Here is a 15,114-nt window from a genome sequence, read left to right as displayed (position 1 = left end):
GCAGCAGCGGCTTGCCCAGCTCCCGGGCCCGACTCCCGGCCTCCAGCAGGGCGGCGGCGATCTCCGGGTCGTCCGAGTGCCGGGGTGCCCGCCGGGGCCGCTGGGGTGCGGGGAGCGGCAGTACTTCGGGGCGGGGCTGCTGGCGCTGCCCCGGTGACGGGGGTGGCCGGGGCGGGGAAGGACGGGGTGTCCGGGCGGGGAGAGGGGCGGGGAAAAGGAGGTGACGGGGAGGCGGGGCGGGGGTGAGGATCGCGGCATGGGCGATTCGGACGGGGCCGTGTTCCTGACGACTGACCGGTTGGTGCTGCGGCGCTTCACCACGGAGGACGTGGACCGTCTCGTGGAGCTGGACGGCGACCCGGAGGTGATGCGCTTCCTCACCGGGGGGAGGCCGAGCGCGCGGGAGTGGGTCGAGCGGGAGCTGCTGCCGGAGTACCTGGAGCACTACCGGCGGTACGGCGACCTGGGCTGGTGGGCGGCCGAGGAGCGGGCGGGCGGGACGTTCCTGGGCTGGTTCGAGTTCCGGCCGACGCGGGAGGGGGAGCGCGCGGAGGTCGAGCTCGGGTACCGGTTGCGGCGGGCCGCGTGGGGGCGCGGCTACGCGACGGAGGGGGCGCGGGCGCTGGTCCGGCGCGGGTTCGCGGAGCTGGGGGTGGAGCGGGTCGTGGCGTACACGATGGCGGTGAACGCGGGCTCGCGGCGGGTGATGGAGAAGAGCGGGCTGTCGTACGTCCGGACGTTCCGCGAGGACTACCCGGAGGCGATCGCCGGCAGCGAGCACGGTGAGGTCGAGTACGCGGTGACGGCGGGGGAGTGGCGGGCCCGGTCCGGGATACTGGGGGCATGAGGCTGACGGAGTTCTGGCGACGGATGTACGCGCACTTCGGGGAGGCGTACGCGGAGTCGTTCGCGACCGACCACGTGATGAGCGAGCTGGGCGGCCGGACGGTGCGGCAGGCGCTGGAGGCGGGCTGGGAGGCCAAGGACGTCTGGCGCGTGGTCTGCGACACCCAGGGGGTCTCCGGGGTGCTGCGCTGAGTCCCGGCGCCCGGGGGCATGCGACAGACTGTTCGGGTGACAAGTAGCGCGGAACAGAAGAATTCGGACGAGCAGGGTGTCGACGGCGCTCCGGCGGGCGGGGGGTCCTGGGGCGGGATGCCGCGCTGGCTGCCGCGGGCGATGGTGCTGTTCCTGGTTCTGGTCGGGCTGTTCCAACTCGCGGACTGGGCGTTCCGGCAGCTGATCGACCTGTTCGTGATGCTGTTGGTGTCGTTCTTCCTGTCGTTGGCGCTGGAGCCGGCCGTGGACCGGATGGCGGCGCGGGGGGTGCGCCGGGGGGTCGGGACCTTCCTGGTGTTCGTGGCGGTCGGGGTCGCGGTGGTGGGCTTCGTCGCCGCGCTCGGCACGCTGCTGGTCGACCAGGTGGCGAAGATCGCCGGGGACCTGCCGCACCTGGTCGACAACCTGATCGGCTGGGTCAACCGGACCTTCCACCAGGACCTCTCGCTGGGCGAGTTGCAGAATCGGTTGCTCAAGGATTCCGGCGCGATCGAGAGCTACGTCCAGCAGGCCGCCGACAACGCCTGGGGCGTCTCCTCCACCCTGATCGGCGGGCTCTTCAAGGCCTTCACGGTCGGGTTGTTCACCTTCTACTTCACCGCCGAGGGCCCGCGGGTGCGCCGGACGGTCTGCTCGATGCTGCCGCCCGCCAAGCAGGCCGAGGTGCTGCGGGCCTGGGAGATCGCGCTCGCCAAGACCGGCGGCTACCTGTACTCCCGGGCGCTGCTCGCGGTGGTGTCGTCCGCCGGGCACTGGGTGATGTTCGAGCTGCTGGGCCTGCCGTACGCGGCGGCGCTGGCGATCTGGGTGGGCGTCATGTCGCAGTTCGTGCCGACCCTCGGGACCTACCTGGCCGGGGCCCTGCCGGTGCTGGTGGCGCTGACGGTGGAGCCGGTGGACGCGCTCTGGGTGCTCGGCTTCGTGGTGGTCTACCAGCAGATCGAGAACTACCTGCTGCAGCCGCGGATCACCGCGCGGACGGTGGACGTGCACCCGGCGCTGGCCTTCGGCTCGGTGATCGCGGGCGCGGCGCTGCTCGGCGCGGTGGGCGCGGTCATCGCGATCCCGGCGGCGGCGACGCTCCAGGGCTTCGTGGGGACGTACGTGCGGCGGTACGAGGTGGCGACCGACCCGCGGATCGACCGGGGCGAGCAGCGGCGGGCCCGTCGGGAGCTGCGCCGGGAGGCGGCCCGGAGGCTGCGCCGGATGGTCGGCGGGGACGGGGCGGGGCCCGGGGAGTGACCCGGGGGGCGCCGTCCCCGGGGTGGACCCGGGGGCGGCACCGCCCCGACGTGCGACGCTTGAATCGAACAGATGTTCTTTGTACTCTCCGGCGAAGAGTTTTCCACAGGCCTTGCCCGGTCGGGCCCGTTTGTCAGTGGGACGCGCTAGCGTCGAGGACGATGAAGCGCACAGCACAGAACCCGAGGGAAAAAGCCATGGCAGGTACGGACCGCGAGAAGGCCCTTGAGACCGCTCTCGCCCAGATCGAGCGGCAGTTCGGCAAGGGCTCGGTGATGCGCCTCGGCGAGAAGGCCAACGAGCCGGTCGAGGTGATCTCCACCGGGTCCACCGCCCTGGACGTCGCCCTCGGGGTCGGCGGCATCCCGCGCGGCCGCGTGATCGAGATCTACGGCCCCGAGTCCTCCGGTAAGACCACCCTGACCCTGCACCTGGCCGCCAACGCCCAGCGGGCCGGCGGCACGGTCGCGTTCGTCGACGCGGAGCACGCGCTCGACCCGGAGTACGCCAAGAAGCTCGGCGTGGACACCGACGCCCTGCTGGTCAGCCAGCCGGACACCGGTGAGCAGGCGCTGGAGATCACCGACATGCTGATCCGCTCCGGCGCGATCGACCTGGTGATCATCGACTCGGTCGCGGCGCTCGTCCCGCGCGCCGAGATCGAGGGCGAGATGGGCGACTCGCACGTCGGTCTGCAGGCCCGGCTGATGAGCCAGGCGCTGCGCAAGATCGCCGGTGCGCTGAACCAGTCGAACACCACCGCGATCTTCATCAACCAGCTGCGCGAGAAGATCGGTGTGATGTTCGGTTCGCCGGAGACCACGACCGGTGGCCGGGCGCTGAAGTTCTACGCCTCGGTCCGTCTCGACATCCGCCGGATCGAGACCCTGAAGGACGGCACGGAGGCGGTCGGCAACCGCACCCGCGTCAAGGTGGTCAAGAACAAGGTCGCCGCGCCGTTCAAGCAGGCCGAGTTCGACATCCTCTACGGCGTGGGCATCAGCCGCGAGGGTGGCCTGATCGACATGGGTGTGGAGCACGGCTTCATCCGCAAGTCGGGCGCCTGGTACACCTACGAGGGCGACCAGCTCGGCCAGGGCAAGGAGAACGCCCGCAACTTCCTGCGGGACAACCCGCAGCTCGCCGACGAGATCGAGCGGAAGATCAAGGGCAAGCTCGGCATCGGCCCGAAGCTGGAGGAGCCGGCCGAGGGCGCGGCCGAGGCCGCCGCCACCGACGGCGCCGCCAAGCCGATCACCGCGACCGCCACCAAGACGGCCGCGGCGAAGAAGACGGCGGCGGCCAAGGCCTGAGCCGTTGACGCAGTACGACACGGTGGGCGGCGGCCAGGTGGTCCCGGAGGACGACGACTACGGGCCGCCGGACTGGTTCGCCGCGGTCGCGGAGGAGCCGGAACCCGAGCCGGAACCGGAGCCGGAACCCGTGGCCGCGAGGCCCCGGGGAACGCGCTCGCGGCGCGACCGCCGGTCCACCACGCAGGGGGCATCCGGCCCTGAGCCGGAGTTCGACCTGGCTCCGGCCCGGGCGCGGCGCGGCGCGGCACCCGGGCCGGAGTCGGCGGAGGTCCCGGTCGAGGCACTCGGCCTGGTCTCCGCCTCCGAGCTGCCCACCGGCCGCCGCCGGCGGCGTTCGGCCATGGCGGCCGAGGACGTCGAGGCGACCGGGCCCGCTCCGGCACCGGCGGTCGTGGAGAGCGGCGGGAGCGAGGCCTTCGGTCGTGTGGGCGCGGCCGCTCCGGCCTCCCGTCGGGGCACGCGCCGGGGCCGTTCCGCCGGGCCGTCCGGGGAGGAGGGCGCCGGCCGCACCTCCCGGAAGCAGGCCGAGGAGTCGCTCGATCCGGAGAGCCGCGCCCGGGACATCTGCCTGCGGCTGCTGACCGGCGCCGCCAAGACCCGCAAGCAGCTCGCCGACGCCCTGCGCAAGCGGGAGATCCCGGACGAGGTCGCCGACGAGGTGCTCACCCGGCTCGAAGAGGTCGGGCTGATCGACGACGCGGCCTTCGCCGCGGCCTGGGTGGAGTCCCGGCACGCCGTGCGGGGCCTGTCCCGGCGGGCGCTGGCCCAGGAGCTGCGCACCAAGGGCGTCGCCGCCGACCTGGTCGAGCAGGCCGTCGCCCAGCTCGACCACGACGACGAGACGGACGCGGCCCGGGCCCTGGTCGAGCGCAAGCTGCGGTCCACCCGGGGGTTGGACCCCCAGGTGCGCACCCGGCGGTTGGTCGGGATGCTGGCCCGGCGCGGCTACTCCGAGGGGCTGGCCTTCCGGGTGGTGCGCAGCGCGCTGGAGGAGGAGCCGGACCCTGGGCCGTACGGCTAGGACAGGCTAGGACGCGCCCCGGCTGGGGGAGTCCACCTGCTCGGGCGCGGGCTGCTCGGCCGGGTCGGGGGCCGGGGTGAGGGTGGCCGGGCCGCCGCGGGCGTGGTCGGCGAGGGCGAGCAGCTCCTCGGCGACGGCGCCCTGGGTGACGCCGACCAGGTGGCCGTCCGGGCGGATCAGCAGGACGGTGTGCGGACCGGCGCCCGGGTAGTCCTCGGTGACCAGCACCTCGGCCGGGACGGGCAGGGCGGCGGCCACCTCGGCGAGGCGGGGCATCAGGCCGGCGCCGAGCCAGTGCTCGGAGGACCAGACGGCGGTGCCGGGGGCGACCAGCAGCAGCAGGAAGGTGGTGCCGAGCCGGGCGTGCAGGTGGTCGGGGGTGCCGTCGTCGGCGAGCACCGGCAGGTCCGGCACGAGCACGCCGGGGGCGGTGGCGGGCAGCAGTTCGCTGAGTGAGGTGGTGCCGCGCGCGCCGCGCTGCACCGGGACCCGGCCGGGGACGCCGGAGGGCGCCGCCGGGTAGGCGGGCGCGCCGCCGAAGCGGCCGGTGCCGAGCTGGCCGTCGGCGAGCAGCGGGGCGTGCTTGCGGAAGCCGCCGACCAGCAGCGAGCGCCGGGTCTGCTGCCAGCCGCGCAGCGGGCGCAGCAGCGGCATGGACTGGTCGACCGCGCGCAGCCGGGCACCGACCGCCCCGCGCCGCTCGGCCTCGTAGCCGTCCAGTAGTGAGCCGCCGGGCTGCGGCCCGCCGGAGTGGAGGTGCCAGGCGAGGGCGAGCCGCCAGGCGAGGTTGTCGGCGTCGCGCAGCCCGTCCGTGAGGTTCTGCATGCCGAGCGCGCCGTGCAGGTGGGCGGCGTCGCCGGCCAGGAAGCAGCGGCCGACCCGGAAGCGGGCGGCGAGCCGCTGCTGGGCGGTGTGGTCGGCGGCGGCCAGCAGTTCGAACCGGGGCAGCTCGCCGCACCAGCCGGTGAGGGTGGAGGTGACCCGGGTGAGCAGGGTGTCGCCGGTGACGATGCCGGGCCAGGTGGCGTGCGGGTCGACCGTCTCGGTGGCGGCGGGCCGGCCGGGGGGCAGCCGCCAGTCGAGCCGCCAGACGCCGTCCGGCAGCGGACGGGCGGAGGCCTCGCGGTCGCCCCGCCAGGGCGGCTCGCGGTGCAGCCGGGCGCCGTCGAAGGGCAGGTCGACCCGGACGGTGGCGATGGCGTTGCGGTCGACCGCCGGGCGGCCGGGGAAACGGATCTTCAGGAGTTTGCGGACGGCGGATCTGGCGCCGTCGCAGCCGACCAGGTGGCTGCCGCGCCACCAGGTACTGGAGCCGTCCTGGGTGCCCGTGGTGCGGACGCTGACGCCGTCCCGGTCCTGTTCGAGTTCGACGACCCGGCTGAGCGGGACCAGCTTGATCAGCGGGGTGCCGGTGAGGGCGTCGCGCAGCCCGCGCTGGAGGCGGTGCTGGGGCAGGTGGAAGGTGGGCGAGTCGGTGAGGTCGATCCGCAGCACCTCCTGGCGGCGGCGCCAGATGGCGAAGGAGTCCCACAGCGCGGAGTCCGAGACGGCCCGCGGGTAGCCGATCCGGGTCAGGAAGGCGGCGGTGTCGGCGCCGAGCACGAGGCTGCGCGGGCCCTCGGGGCAGAGCCCGGAGCCCTCGTCCAGGACGACGGTGGGCACCTCGTGCCGGGCCAGGGCGAGGGCCAGGGCCAGACCGACCGGTCCGGCCCCGACCACGATCACCGGGTCCATGAGGGAACCTCCGGGCACGAACCGGCCGATCGGCCGGCGTCAGTTACCGCTGCCGCATATGCCGCGTGGATGCTCCCGGGAGGTGTCACGAAGAGCAATGCAACAGTTCACCTGCGTGTCCGTCAAGCAGAAGCTGAAGTGCGCCGGTTCGCGCCGCGACGGCCGCGTGCTTCGATCCAGCGTGCGAGCGCGGTCAGCAGCAGGCACATCGCGATGTAGATCGGGCCGATCACCAGGACCACGGGGATGTAGGGGAAGCCCGCGGCGTTGATCGGCTGGCTGGCGATCGCCTTACCGACGAACAGCAGCTCGTGGTAGGTGATGATGAAGCCGAGCGAGGTGTCCTTGAGGGTGACGACCAGCTGGCCGATCATCGAGGGCAGCATCGAGCGGACGGCCTGCGGCACCAGGATCGACATCATCACCTGGGTCTTGCGCATGCCGAGCCCGTAGGCCGCCTCGCCCTGGCCGCGCGGGACGGCGTTGACGCCGCTGCGGATGATCTCGGCCTGGACCGCCCCGTTGTAGAGGGTGAGGCCGAGCACCAGCGCCCACATCGGCTGCTGGGCGAAGAAGGCGTAGTAGAGCCCGACGATCAGGATCAGCAGCGGCATCGCCCGGAAGAACTGGGTGAAGGCCGTGCAGAACCAGCGGACCGGCCGGTGGTCGGAGAGCTGACCGGCCGCCAGCAGGGCGCCCAGGGTGAGCGAGAACAGCGCGGCCAGCCCGAAGGCCTCCAGCGTGGACAGCAGGCCGTCCACGATCCGCTGCTGGACGTAGGTGTACTGGAAGGCGTCCCAGAGGCCCGGGTCGAACTGGCCGTTCTCGTCCAGCGCGCTGAAGACGTACCAGAGGAGGCCGGCGATGCCGAGCACCGAGAGCACGCCGAAGGCGCGGTACCGGGTGCGGGCCCGGGGGCCGGGGGCGTCGTAGAGGACGCTGGCCGAGGCCTGGCGCTGCAAAATGCTCATCGGGCCACCGCCAGTCGGGATTCCAGGAAGCGGAAGAACGTGGCGACCGTCGCGCTGATCAGCAGGTAGGCGCAGGCCACCCAGAAGAAGATGGCGAAGATCGAGTAGCCGCGCTCGGAGAAGGTCTGCTGGGCGCTGTACAGCTCGGTGACGCTGAACGCGCCGGCGATCGCCGAGTTCCTGGGCAGGGCGATGAACACGCTGCTCATCGGGCCCAGGACGGTCCGGGCGGCCTGCGGCAGGACGACCAGGGTCAGCGTCTGGCCGAAGGTCATGCCGAGGCTGCGGGCGGCCTCCGCCTGGCCGAGCGGCACGGTGTTGATGCCGGAGCGGATCACCTCGCAGACGAACGAGGCGGTGTACCCGCCGAGCGCCAGCACCGCGAACACCAGGTGGCTGAAGTGCACGCCCAGCGGCGGAAGTCCGAAGGTGACGGCGAAGAACAGCAGGGTCAGCGGGGTGTTGCGGAAGAGCGTCACCCAGGTGGTGCCGAAGGCGCGCAGGACCGGTACCGGGGAGACCCGGAAGGCCGCCAGCAGGGTGCCCAGCAGCAGGGCGAGCAGCGCGCTGAGCGCGCTCACCTCGATCGTCTGTAGGAAGCCGTCGCGGAACAACGCGAAGTTGTCGTCCTCGAACAGGAACCCCATCCGGCGGCCCTCCTCTCAGTTCATGGTCGGGAAACCGACGTACGGCGGGTGGATCAGTAGCGGTCGAGGGCCGGGACGTCCGGCGCCGCGGAGCCGGAGGCGCCCAGGGTCGCGTCGTACGCCTTCTTCCAGTCGCCGTTGTCCTCGTGGGCCTTCAGGGCGTCGTTGATCGCGTCGCGCAGCGCCTTGTCGTCCTTGTTGAGGCCGACGCCGTAGTTCTCCTTGGTGAACGGCTTGCCGACGACCTTGAGCTTGGGGGCGTACTTGGAGGCGTAGCCCTTGAGGATCGCGTCGTCGGTGGTGACCGCGTCGACCTCGCCGGACATCAGCTTCTCGACGCAGGCCGAGTAGGTGTCGAACTGGGTGACCTTCGGGTTGTACTGCTGGATGTTCTTGATCGAGGTCGAGCCGGTGGCGGTGCAGACGTTCTTGCCGCTGGTGCTCTCCGCGCCGGTGATCGCGGTGTTGTCGGCCTTCACCAGCAGGTCCTGGCCGGCGATGTAGTACGGGCCGGCGAAGGAGACGGACTTCTTGCGCTCGTCGTTGATGCTGTAGGTGCCGACGTAGAAGTCGATCTGGCCCTTGGCGATGGCCGGCTCGCGCTGCGAGGAGACCAGGGTCTGCCACTTGATCTGCTGCGGGGTGAAGCCGAGGTCGGCGGCGATCATCTTGGCGATCTCGATGTCGAAGCCGCTGCGGTCGCCGCTGGCGACGTCCTCCCAGCCGAGGTTCGGCTGGTCGGCCTTGGCACCGATGATCAGCTGGCCGCGCTTCTTGGCCTCGGCGAGCACCGCGGAGTCGATCTTGACGTCGGTCTTGACCGTGTAGCTCGGCAGCTTCGGGGCGTTGCCGCCGCTGCTCGCGGCGGTGGCACCGGGGGTGCCGTCCTTGCCGCAGGCGGCGGTGGCGGTGAGCGCGACGGCACAGAGCGCGACGGCGAGGGTGCGGGACGTCCTCATGAGGGTTCTCCTGGGGGTGGGCCGCGGTGTCAACCGGGCACTGGCGTCTGGAAGTCGTACACGGACAGGGCCGGCCGGCACCGTTGCCGGGGGCGGCCCCGCTGGTCTCGAAGCGTCAGTGGTGGAGGATCTTCGAGAGGAAGTCCTTGGCGCGGTCGGAGCGCGGCGCGGTGAAGAAGGCGTCCGGGGTGTTCTGCTCGACGATCTTCCCGTCGGCCATGAACAGCACCCGGTTGGCGGCGGAGCGGGCGAAGCCCATCTCGTGGGTGACCACGACCATGGTCATCCCGTCCGCGGCCAGCTGGCGCATGACCTCCAGCACCTCGTTGACCATCTCCGGGTCCAGCGCCGAGGTGGGCTCGTCGAAGAGCATCACCTTGGGCTTCATCGCCAGCGCCCGGGCGATCGCCACGCGCTGCTGCTGGCCGCCGGAGAGCTGGGCCGGGAACTTGTCCGCCTGAGCGCCGACGCCGACCCGCTCGAGCAGCTCCCGGGCGGTCTTCTCGGCCTCCGGGCGGGGCACCTTGCGCACCTTGACCTGGCCGATGACCACGTTCTCCAGCACGGTCTTGTGCGCGAACAGGTTGAAGCTCTGGAACACCATGCCGACCTCGGCGCGCAGCCGGGCCAGCTCCTTGCCCTCGTCGGGCAGTGGCCGGCCGTCGATCGTGATCGTGCCGGAGTCGATCGTCTCCAGTCGGTTGATCGTCCGGCAGAGCGTCGACTTGCCCGAGCCGGACGGGCCGATCAGCACGACCACCTCGCCCTGGGTGATCTCGAGGTCGATGTCCTGCAGTACGTGCAGTGCGCCGTAGTGCTTGTTGACGTTGCTCAGCACGACCAGTGGGGCGGCTGCGGGGGTGGAGTCCTCGACCGGGCTCTCGGTCATCGCGCCTGCTCCCTCTGTCGTCGAATGGCCTGCCCGAGAAGTCTCAACTCCCTTGGGAGGCAGTGGTGGTACGAATCCGGGGGCCGCGGCCGGCGGAGCCGCAGCCCCCGGTGGGCCGACCATAGGAGCCGTGACCGCGCGCCGTCAGCCGATCTGAGCGGAACTTGAGGATCACGAAACGGCCACACGGCGCCCACCCGCTGTTCGCGCGGCCGCCGACGGGGCATGTCACAGCGGGAATCCGCTCCGGTGCTCCCCGTCCCCCACGAGCCCGGTGCGCGGTCGAACCTGGCGTCCGGCCGTTCCCTGGCCCATACTGCGCAGGACCGGGACCTGAACGATCGGCCCGGTGATCACCGGTGATCACGTGGGGGAAGGAGGAGAACGGAATGCGACTGCTGCTCGTCGAGGACGACGAACGCGTGGCCGCCGCACTGGTCGCGGTGCTGGGCCGGCACGGCTTCCAGGTCCGGCACGCCCGCAGCGGGCACGAGGCGCTGGACGCCCTGGTGCCGGACGGCAACGAGCCGTACCGGGTGGTGCTGCTCGACCTCGGGCTGCCCGACCGCGACGGCTTCGAGGTGTGCAGCCGGATCAGGGCCGGCAGCGGCGTGCCGGTGATCATGGTCACCGCCCGCGCCGACGTTCGCTCCCGGATCCACGGCCTCAACCTGGGCGCCGACGACTACGTCACCAAGCCGTACGACATGGGCGAGCTGCTCGCCCGCATCCACGCCGTGGCCCGCCGCGGCGCCGCCCCCTCCGCGGTGGCGGTGCCCGCGCCCGACGCCGTGCCCCAGCAGCGCGGCCCGCTGGAGTCCCGGGGCATCCGGATCGACCGGGAGCGCCGCCGGGTCAGCGTGGACGGCCGCGACGTGCCGCTCACCCGCAAGGAGTTCGACCTGCTCGCGCTGCTCGCCCAGAGCCCGGGCGTGGTCTACCGGCGCGAGCAGATCTTCAGCGAGGTCTGGCGCAGCGGCTGGGAGGGCAACGGGCGCACCCTGGAGGTGCACATCGGCTCGCTGCGCAACAAGCTGGCGCTGCCCGGTCTGGTCGAGGCCGTGCGCGGGGTCGGCTACCGGCTGATCCCCGACCGTCCGGCACCCACCGCGGCCGACCCGGCCCCGCCCGCCCCCGCGGAGCACTGACCGCACGTGCGCACCCGCCTGCTCGGCATCCTGATCGCCCTCATGCTCTGCGTTCTGGCGGCCCTGGGGCTGCCGCTCGCGGCGGCGGTCGCGGCGGCCGAGCAGACCAAGGTGGTCGTCGACCGGCTCGACGACGCCGCCCGCCTCGCCCAGGACCTGCCCACCTCCGGCGCCGCCGACTCGGCCCGCAAGGGCGACCCGGAGCCCGCCCCGGGCGACCTCAGCCGGCAGCGCGCGATCGACGCCGAGGTCCGCCGCTACCACGACCTCTACGGCGTGCGCCTGGGCATCTTCCAGCGCGACGGCCAGCCGATCTCCGTCGCCCCGGACGACTGGCGGGTGCCGGCCGGCGGCTGGGGCGCCCAGGCCTTCCAGGAGGCGCTGGACGGGCGGCGCAGCCACAACCCGCCGCAGGTCTGGCCGTGGACGCCGGACCGGACGATCACCATCGCCGCCCCGGTGGTGCGCGACGGCGACGTGGTCGCGGTGGTGCTGAGCGAGTCCCCGACCGAGGCGCTGCGTAGCCGGGTACTGCGCAAGTGGCTGGTGATCGGCGGGGGCGAGGCCGCCGCGATGATCGTCGCCGGGCTGCTCGCCGTCCGGCTCACCGAGTGGGTGCTGCGCCCGGTGCGCACCCTGGACCGGGCCACCCACGACATCGCCACCGGCCGGATGGCCGCCCGGGTCGCCCCCGGCGGCGGGCCGCCCGAACTGCAGCGGCTGGCCCGCTCGTTCAACGAGATGGCGGACCACGTGGTGCTCGCCATGGACCAGCAGAAGGCCTTCGTCGCGGACGCCTCGCACCAGCTGCGCAACCCGCTGTCGGCGCTGCTGCTGCGGGTCGAGGTGCTCGGCCTGGAACTGCCCGAGGGGCACGAGGAGGAGCTCAGCGGCGTCCGGGAGGAGGGCGTCCGGCTGGCCCGGGTGCTGGACGACCTGCTCGGGCTGGCCACCGCCGAGCACGCCCGGCCCGAACCGGAGCGCACCGACCTCGCCGAGCTGACCCTGGCCCGGGTGGACGCCTGGCGGCCGGTGGCCGAGCAGCGCGGCATCGCGCTGCGCTGGGACGGCCCGGCGCTGGCGATCGGGATGGCCGACCCGATCGGCTTCGGCTCGGCGCTGGACGCCGTGCTGGACAACGCGCTCAAGTTCGGCCCGGCCGGCAGCGAGGTGCGGCTGCGGGTCGCGGTGCGCCGGGACGAGGTCGCGGTCACCGTCACCGACGCCGGGCCCGGCCTCACCGAGGACGAGCTGTCCCGCGCCGGGGACCGGTTCTGGCGCAGCCCGCGGCACCAGAACGTGGACGGGTCGGGGCTGGGGCTGTCCATCGCCCGCACCCTGCTGGCGGCCGGCGGCGGCTCGCTCGGCTTCGCGCCGGTCAAGCCGACCGGGCTCGCGGTGACGCTGGCGGTGCCGCGGCCGGAGCGGTGACCGCCCGGACGCGGCGGTGCACGGCCTCGCCGAGGGGTGGTCGCGGCGGGCTACGGCCTCACCGGGCGGCGGTCCTCGCGGCGGTCTACGGCTTCACCGAGCGGTAGTAGCGCGCCGCGCCGGTGTGCAGCGGGAGCGGGTCGGTGTAGACGGCGGTGCGCAGGTCGACCAGCTGGGCGGCGTGCACCTGGGCGCCGATCTGGTCCCGGCTGTCGATCACCGCGCGGGTCATGCCCTCGACCAGGCCCGGGTCCGCGTCGTCCCGGGTGACCAGCAGGTTGGGCACGGCCACCGTGGCGACCGCGTCCTTCGGCTCGGCGTTCGGGTAGGTGCCCTTGGGCATGGTGGCCGCCCGGTAGGCGTCGGTGCCGCCGCCCTCGGCCTTGTGCAGGGCCTCGGAGAGGTCGCTCAGCGGCACGATCCGGATCCGGACGTGGTCGGAGAGGTCGGTGAGCGCGCTGGTGGGCAGGCCCCCGGACCAGAAGAAGGCGTCCAGTCGGCCCGCGCGCAGGTCGTCCGCCGCCTCGCCGATTCCCTTCGGCACCGGGACGATGTCGTGGTCCGGGTCCAGCCCGGCGGCGGCCAGCAGCCGTTTGGTCACCAGGTTCACCCCGGACTGCGGCAGCCCGACGCCGACCTTCAGGCCCTTGAGGTCGGCGGTGCGGCGCACCGGCGAGGCGGCCGGGACGACCAGCTGCAGGTAGTCGTCGTACAGCCGGGCGATCGCCCGCAGCTTCGCCTTGTCGGGGCCGTGGTAGTCGGCGACCGCGTCGGCGGTGGCTATCGCGAAGGTGTCCCGGCCGGAGATCACCCGGGAGAGGTTGTCGATCGAGCCCTCGGAGTTGTCCAGCGCCAACCGCACGCCCGGCATCGCCCGGGAGACGTGGCCCTGGAGCAGCTGCCCGTACCGGTCGTAGACGCCGCGCTGCACCCCGGTCGCGAAGCGGACCTCGCCGCGCGGGTACCCGGGCGAGCGGCCCGCCGACAGCCACCAGCCGCCGAAACCGGCCACCAGCAGTACCACCACCAGCACCGTCCGCCACAGCGGGCTGCGGGCCGCGGTACGGACGGCGGCGCCGAGACGGGACGGGGTGGTGGGGGCCATGCTGGGATACTGCCAGGCGCTCCGGCCGAACGGGAGGGGAACGAGGGGTGGAAGCTCCGGGAAAAGCGCTTCGCGGCTGCCCGTACCCTGGTCTGGTGAGCGGTGAGAGCGGATTGAAGAGCTACAAGGTCGTCACGCACGGCTGTCAGATGAACGTCCACGACTCCGAGCGGCTGTCCGGCCTGCTGGAGGACGCGGGGTACGTCAAGGCCGGGCCCGAGGGAGACCCGGACCTGGTGGTGTTCAACACCTGCGCGGTGCGCGAGAACGCCGACAACAAGCTGTACGGCAACCTCGGCCAGCTCGCGCCGGTCAAGACCCGCCACAAGGGCATGCAGATCGCCGTCGGCGGCTGCCTGGCCCAGAAGGACCGCGAGACCATCGTCAAGCGCGCCCCCTGGGTCGACGTGGTGTTCGGCACCCACAACATCGGCCACCTGCCGGCGCTGCTGGAGCGGGCCGCGGTCGAGCGCGAGGCCCAGGTCGAGATCCTGGAGTCGCTGGAGACCTTCCCCTCCACCCTGCCGACCCGCCGCGAGTCCGCCTACGCCGCCTGGGTCGCCATCTCGGTCGGCTGCAACAACACCTGCACCTTCTGCATCGTCCCCGCGCTGCGCGGCAAGGAGGAGGACCGCCGCCCCGGCGACGTCCTCGCCGAGATCGAGGCGCTGGTGGACGAGGGCGTCATCGAGGTGACCCTGCTCGGCCAGAACGTCAACGCCTACGGCTCCGACCTGGGCGACCGCGAGGCGTTCTCCAAGCTGCTGCGCGCGGCCGGGCAGATCGAGGGCCTGGAGCGGATCCGCTTCACCTCGCCGCACCCGCGCGACTTCACCGACGACGTGATCGCCGCGATGGCCGAGACCCCGAGCGTGATGCACCAGCTGCACATGCCGCTGCAGTCCGGCTCGGACCGCGTGCTCAAGGCGATGCGCCGCTCCTACCGGCAGGAGCGTTTCCTCGGGATCATCCGCAAGGTCCGCGAGGCGATGCCGGACGCGGCCATCTCCACCGACATCATCGTGGGCTTCCCCGGCGAGACCGAGGAGGACTTCGAGGAGACGATGCACGTCGTCCGCGAGGCCCGCTTCACCAACGCCTTCACCTTCCAGTACTCCAAGCGCCCCGGCACCCCCGCCGCGGAGATGGCGGACCAGGTGCCGAAGGAGGTCGTGCAGGCCCGCTACGACCGGCTGATCGCCCTCCAGGAGGAGATCTCCTGGGACGAGAACAAGAAGCAGGTCGGGCGGACCCTGGAGATCCTGGTCGCCGAGGGCGAGGGCAAGAAGGACGACCGGACCCAGCGGCTCTCCGGCCGCGCCCCCGACAACCGCCTGGTCCACTTCACCCGGCCCGACGAGCCGGTGCGCCCCGGCGACATGGTGACCGTCGAGATCACCTACGCCGCCCCGCACCACCTGCTCGCCGAGGGCCCGGTGCTCGGGGTGCGCCGCACCCGGGCCGGCGACGCCTGGGAGAAGCGCCAGGCCGCGCCCGCCGCCAAGCCGGCCGGCGTGATGCTCGGCCTGCCGAAGATCGGCGCCCCGGCCGAGCTGCCGCTCGCCGCAGCAGGCCCCGCCCGCCGGCGCGGC

Annotated in this window: 14 protein-coding genes; 8 read left to right on the top strand and 6 right to left on the bottom strand. The window is 72.9% G+C overall.

Annotated elements, in window-relative coordinates; genetic code table 11:
- The first annotated feature begins 256 nt into the window (after positions 1 to 256).
- From ABZW03_RS23385 to recX, 5 genes are all read left to right on the top strand, one after another.
- Positions 257 to 847, top strand: a complete 591-nt coding sequence (locus ABZW03_RS23385) for a GNAT family N-acetyltransferase (RefSeq protein WP_355261493.1) — start codon at positions 257 to 259, stop codon at positions 845 to 847.
- Positions 844 to 1,038 carry a DUF3046 domain-containing protein gene (locus ABZW03_RS23380; RefSeq protein WP_355261490.1) on the top strand — a complete coding sequence of 65 codons (195 nt, stop codon included), beginning with the start codon at positions 844 to 846 and terminating at the stop codon, positions 1,036 to 1,038. The genes ABZW03_RS23385 and ABZW03_RS23380 overlap by 4 nt, the downstream gene beginning before the upstream one ends.
- Positions 1,039 to 1,155: 117 nt before the next feature.
- Positions 1,156 to 2,301, top strand: a complete 1,146-nt coding sequence (locus tag ABZW03_RS23375) for an AI-2E family transporter (protein WP_355261499.1) — start codon at positions 1,156 to 1,158, stop codon at positions 2,299 to 2,301.
- Between the two features lie 197 nt (positions 2,302 to 2,498).
- A complete protein-coding gene (recA, locus tag ABZW03_RS23370; RefSeq protein WP_355261487.1) occupies positions 2,499 to 3,614 on the top strand; it encodes a recombinase RecA in 1,116 nt (371 codons plus the stop codon).
- 343 nt (positions 3,615 to 3,957) lie between these two features.
- On the top strand, positions 3,958 to 4,638 hold the full coding sequence (gene recX / locus ABZW03_RS23365) for a recombination regulator RecX (protein ID WP_355261496.1): 681 nt from the start codon (positions 3,958 to 3,960) through the stop codon (positions 4,636 to 4,638).
- A gap of 6 nt (positions 4,639 to 4,644) precedes the next feature.
- Here the strand turns inward: recX and ABZW03_RS23360 are convergent, their stop codons facing one another.
- The 5 genes from ABZW03_RS23360 to ABZW03_RS23340 all read right to left on the bottom strand — a co-directional run bounded on the left by ABZW03_RS23360 (position 4,645) and on the right by ABZW03_RS23340 (position 9,838).
- Positions 4,645 to 6,372, bottom strand: coding sequence for an FAD-dependent monooxygenase (locus ABZW03_RS23360; protein WP_355261484.1), 1,728 nt, complete (start codon positions 6,370 to 6,372; stop codon positions 4,645 to 4,647).
- 122 nt (positions 6,373 to 6,494) lie between these two features.
- On the bottom strand, positions 6,495 to 7,343 hold the full coding sequence (locus ABZW03_RS23355; RefSeq protein ID WP_355261481.1) for an amino acid ABC transporter permease: 849 nt from the start codon (positions 7,341 to 7,343) through the stop codon (positions 6,495 to 6,497).
- Positions 7,340 to 7,990, bottom strand: a complete 651-nt coding sequence (locus ABZW03_RS23350; protein WP_355261478.1) for an amino acid ABC transporter permease — start codon at positions 7,988 to 7,990, stop codon at positions 7,340 to 7,342. The genes ABZW03_RS23355 and ABZW03_RS23350 overlap by 4 nt, the downstream gene beginning before the upstream one ends.
- A 53-nt stretch (positions 7,991 to 8,043) precedes the next feature.
- Positions 8,044 to 8,949: a glutamate ABC transporter substrate-binding protein gene (locus ABZW03_RS23345; protein WP_355261476.1), complete on the bottom strand. Its 906-nt coding sequence runs from the start codon at positions 8,947 to 8,949 to the stop codon at positions 8,044 to 8,046.
- A 115-nt stretch (positions 8,950 to 9,064) separates the two neighbouring features.
- Positions 9,065 to 9,838 (bottom strand): amino acid ABC transporter ATP-binding protein, encoded by a 774-nt coding sequence (locus ABZW03_RS23340; RefSeq protein ID WP_355261473.1) that lies wholly within the window; start codon positions 9,836 to 9,838, stop codon positions 9,065 to 9,067.
- A gap of 389 nt (positions 9,839 to 10,227) precedes the next feature.
- Between ABZW03_RS23340 and ABZW03_RS23335 the strand changes: the two genes are divergently transcribed.
- Both ABZW03_RS23335 and ABZW03_RS23330 read left to right on the top strand, forming a co-directional pair.
- Complete coding sequence (locus ABZW03_RS23335; RefSeq protein WP_355261470.1) at positions 10,228 to 10,986, top strand: response regulator transcription factor; 759 nt, start codon at positions 10,228 to 10,230, stop codon at positions 10,984 to 10,986.
- 6 nt (positions 10,987 to 10,992) lie between these two features.
- Positions 10,993 to 12,417, top strand: a complete 1,425-nt coding sequence (locus ABZW03_RS23330; RefSeq protein WP_355261467.1) for a HAMP domain-containing sensor histidine kinase — start codon at positions 10,993 to 10,995, stop codon at positions 12,415 to 12,417.
- Between the two features lie 85 nt (positions 12,418 to 12,502).
- Here ABZW03_RS23330 and ABZW03_RS23325 read toward each other — a convergent pair whose 3' ends face one another.
- Entirely contained in the window at positions 12,503 to 13,522 is a 1,020-nt protein-coding gene (locus tag ABZW03_RS23325) for a TAXI family TRAP transporter solute-binding subunit (RefSeq protein ID WP_355261465.1), read from the bottom strand.
- Between the two features lie 95 nt (positions 13,523 to 13,617).
- Between ABZW03_RS23325 and miaB the strand changes: the two genes are divergently transcribed.
- Positions 13,618 to 15,114: tRNA (N6-isopentenyl adenosine(37)-C2)-methylthiotransferase MiaB (miaB, locus tag ABZW03_RS23320; RefSeq protein ID WP_355261462.1), on the top strand; the 1,497-nt coding region annotated here is incomplete at its 3' end.

This window comes from Kitasatospora sp. NPDC004799 (genome assembly GCF_040609095.1).
Lineage (GTDB): Bacteria > Actinomycetota > Actinomycetes > Streptomycetales > Streptomycetaceae > Kitasatospora.
Note: the sequence above shows the minus strand (reverse complement) of the source record. Positions and strands in the feature narration are given on the sequence as shown.

Bases quoted from the DNA above. Each gene is read 5' to 3' on its own strand.
- ABZW03_RS23385 (WP_355261493.1), top strand. From the start codon at position 257: ATGGGCGATTCGGACGGGGCCGTGTTCCTGACGACTGACCGGTTGGTG.
- ABZW03_RS23380 (WP_355261490.1), top strand. From the start codon at position 844: ATGAGGCTGACGGAGTTCTGGCGACGGATGTACGCGCACTTCGGGGAG.
- ABZW03_RS23375 (WP_355261499.1), top strand. From the start codon at position 1,156: ATGCCGCGCTGGCTGCCGCGGGCGATGGTGCTGTTCCTGGTTCTGGTC.
- recA (WP_355261487.1), top strand. From the start codon at position 2,499: ATGGCAGGTACGGACCGCGAGAAGGCCCTTGAGACCGCTCTCGCCCAG.
- recX (WP_355261496.1), top strand. From the start codon at position 3,958: ATGGCGGCCGAGGACGTCGAGGCGACCGGGCCCGCTCCGGCACCGGCG.
- ABZW03_RS23360 (WP_355261484.1), bottom strand. From the start codon at position 6,372: ATGGACCCGGTGATCGTGGTCGGGGCCGGACCGGTCGGTCTGGCCCTG.
- ABZW03_RS23355 (WP_355261481.1), bottom strand. From the start codon at position 7,343: ATGAGCATTTTGCAGCGCCAGGCCTCGGCCAGCGTCCTCTACGACGCC.
- ABZW03_RS23350 (WP_355261478.1), bottom strand. From the start codon at position 7,990: ATGGGGTTCCTGTTCGAGGACGACAACTTCGCGTTGTTCCGCGACGGC.
- ABZW03_RS23345 (WP_355261476.1), bottom strand. From the start codon at position 8,949: ATGAGGACGTCCCGCACCCTCGCCGTCGCGCTCTGTGCCGTCGCGCTC.
- ABZW03_RS23340 (WP_355261473.1), bottom strand. From the start codon at position 9,838: ATGACCGAGAGCCCGGTCGAGGACTCCACCCCCGCAGCCGCCCCACTG.
- ABZW03_RS23335 (WP_355261470.1), top strand. From the start codon at position 10,228: ATGCGACTGCTGCTCGTCGAGGACGACGAACGCGTGGCCGCCGCACTG.
- ABZW03_RS23325 (WP_355261465.1), bottom strand. From the start codon at position 13,522: ATGGCCCCCACCACCCCGTCCCGTCTCGGCGCCGCCGTCCGTACCGCG.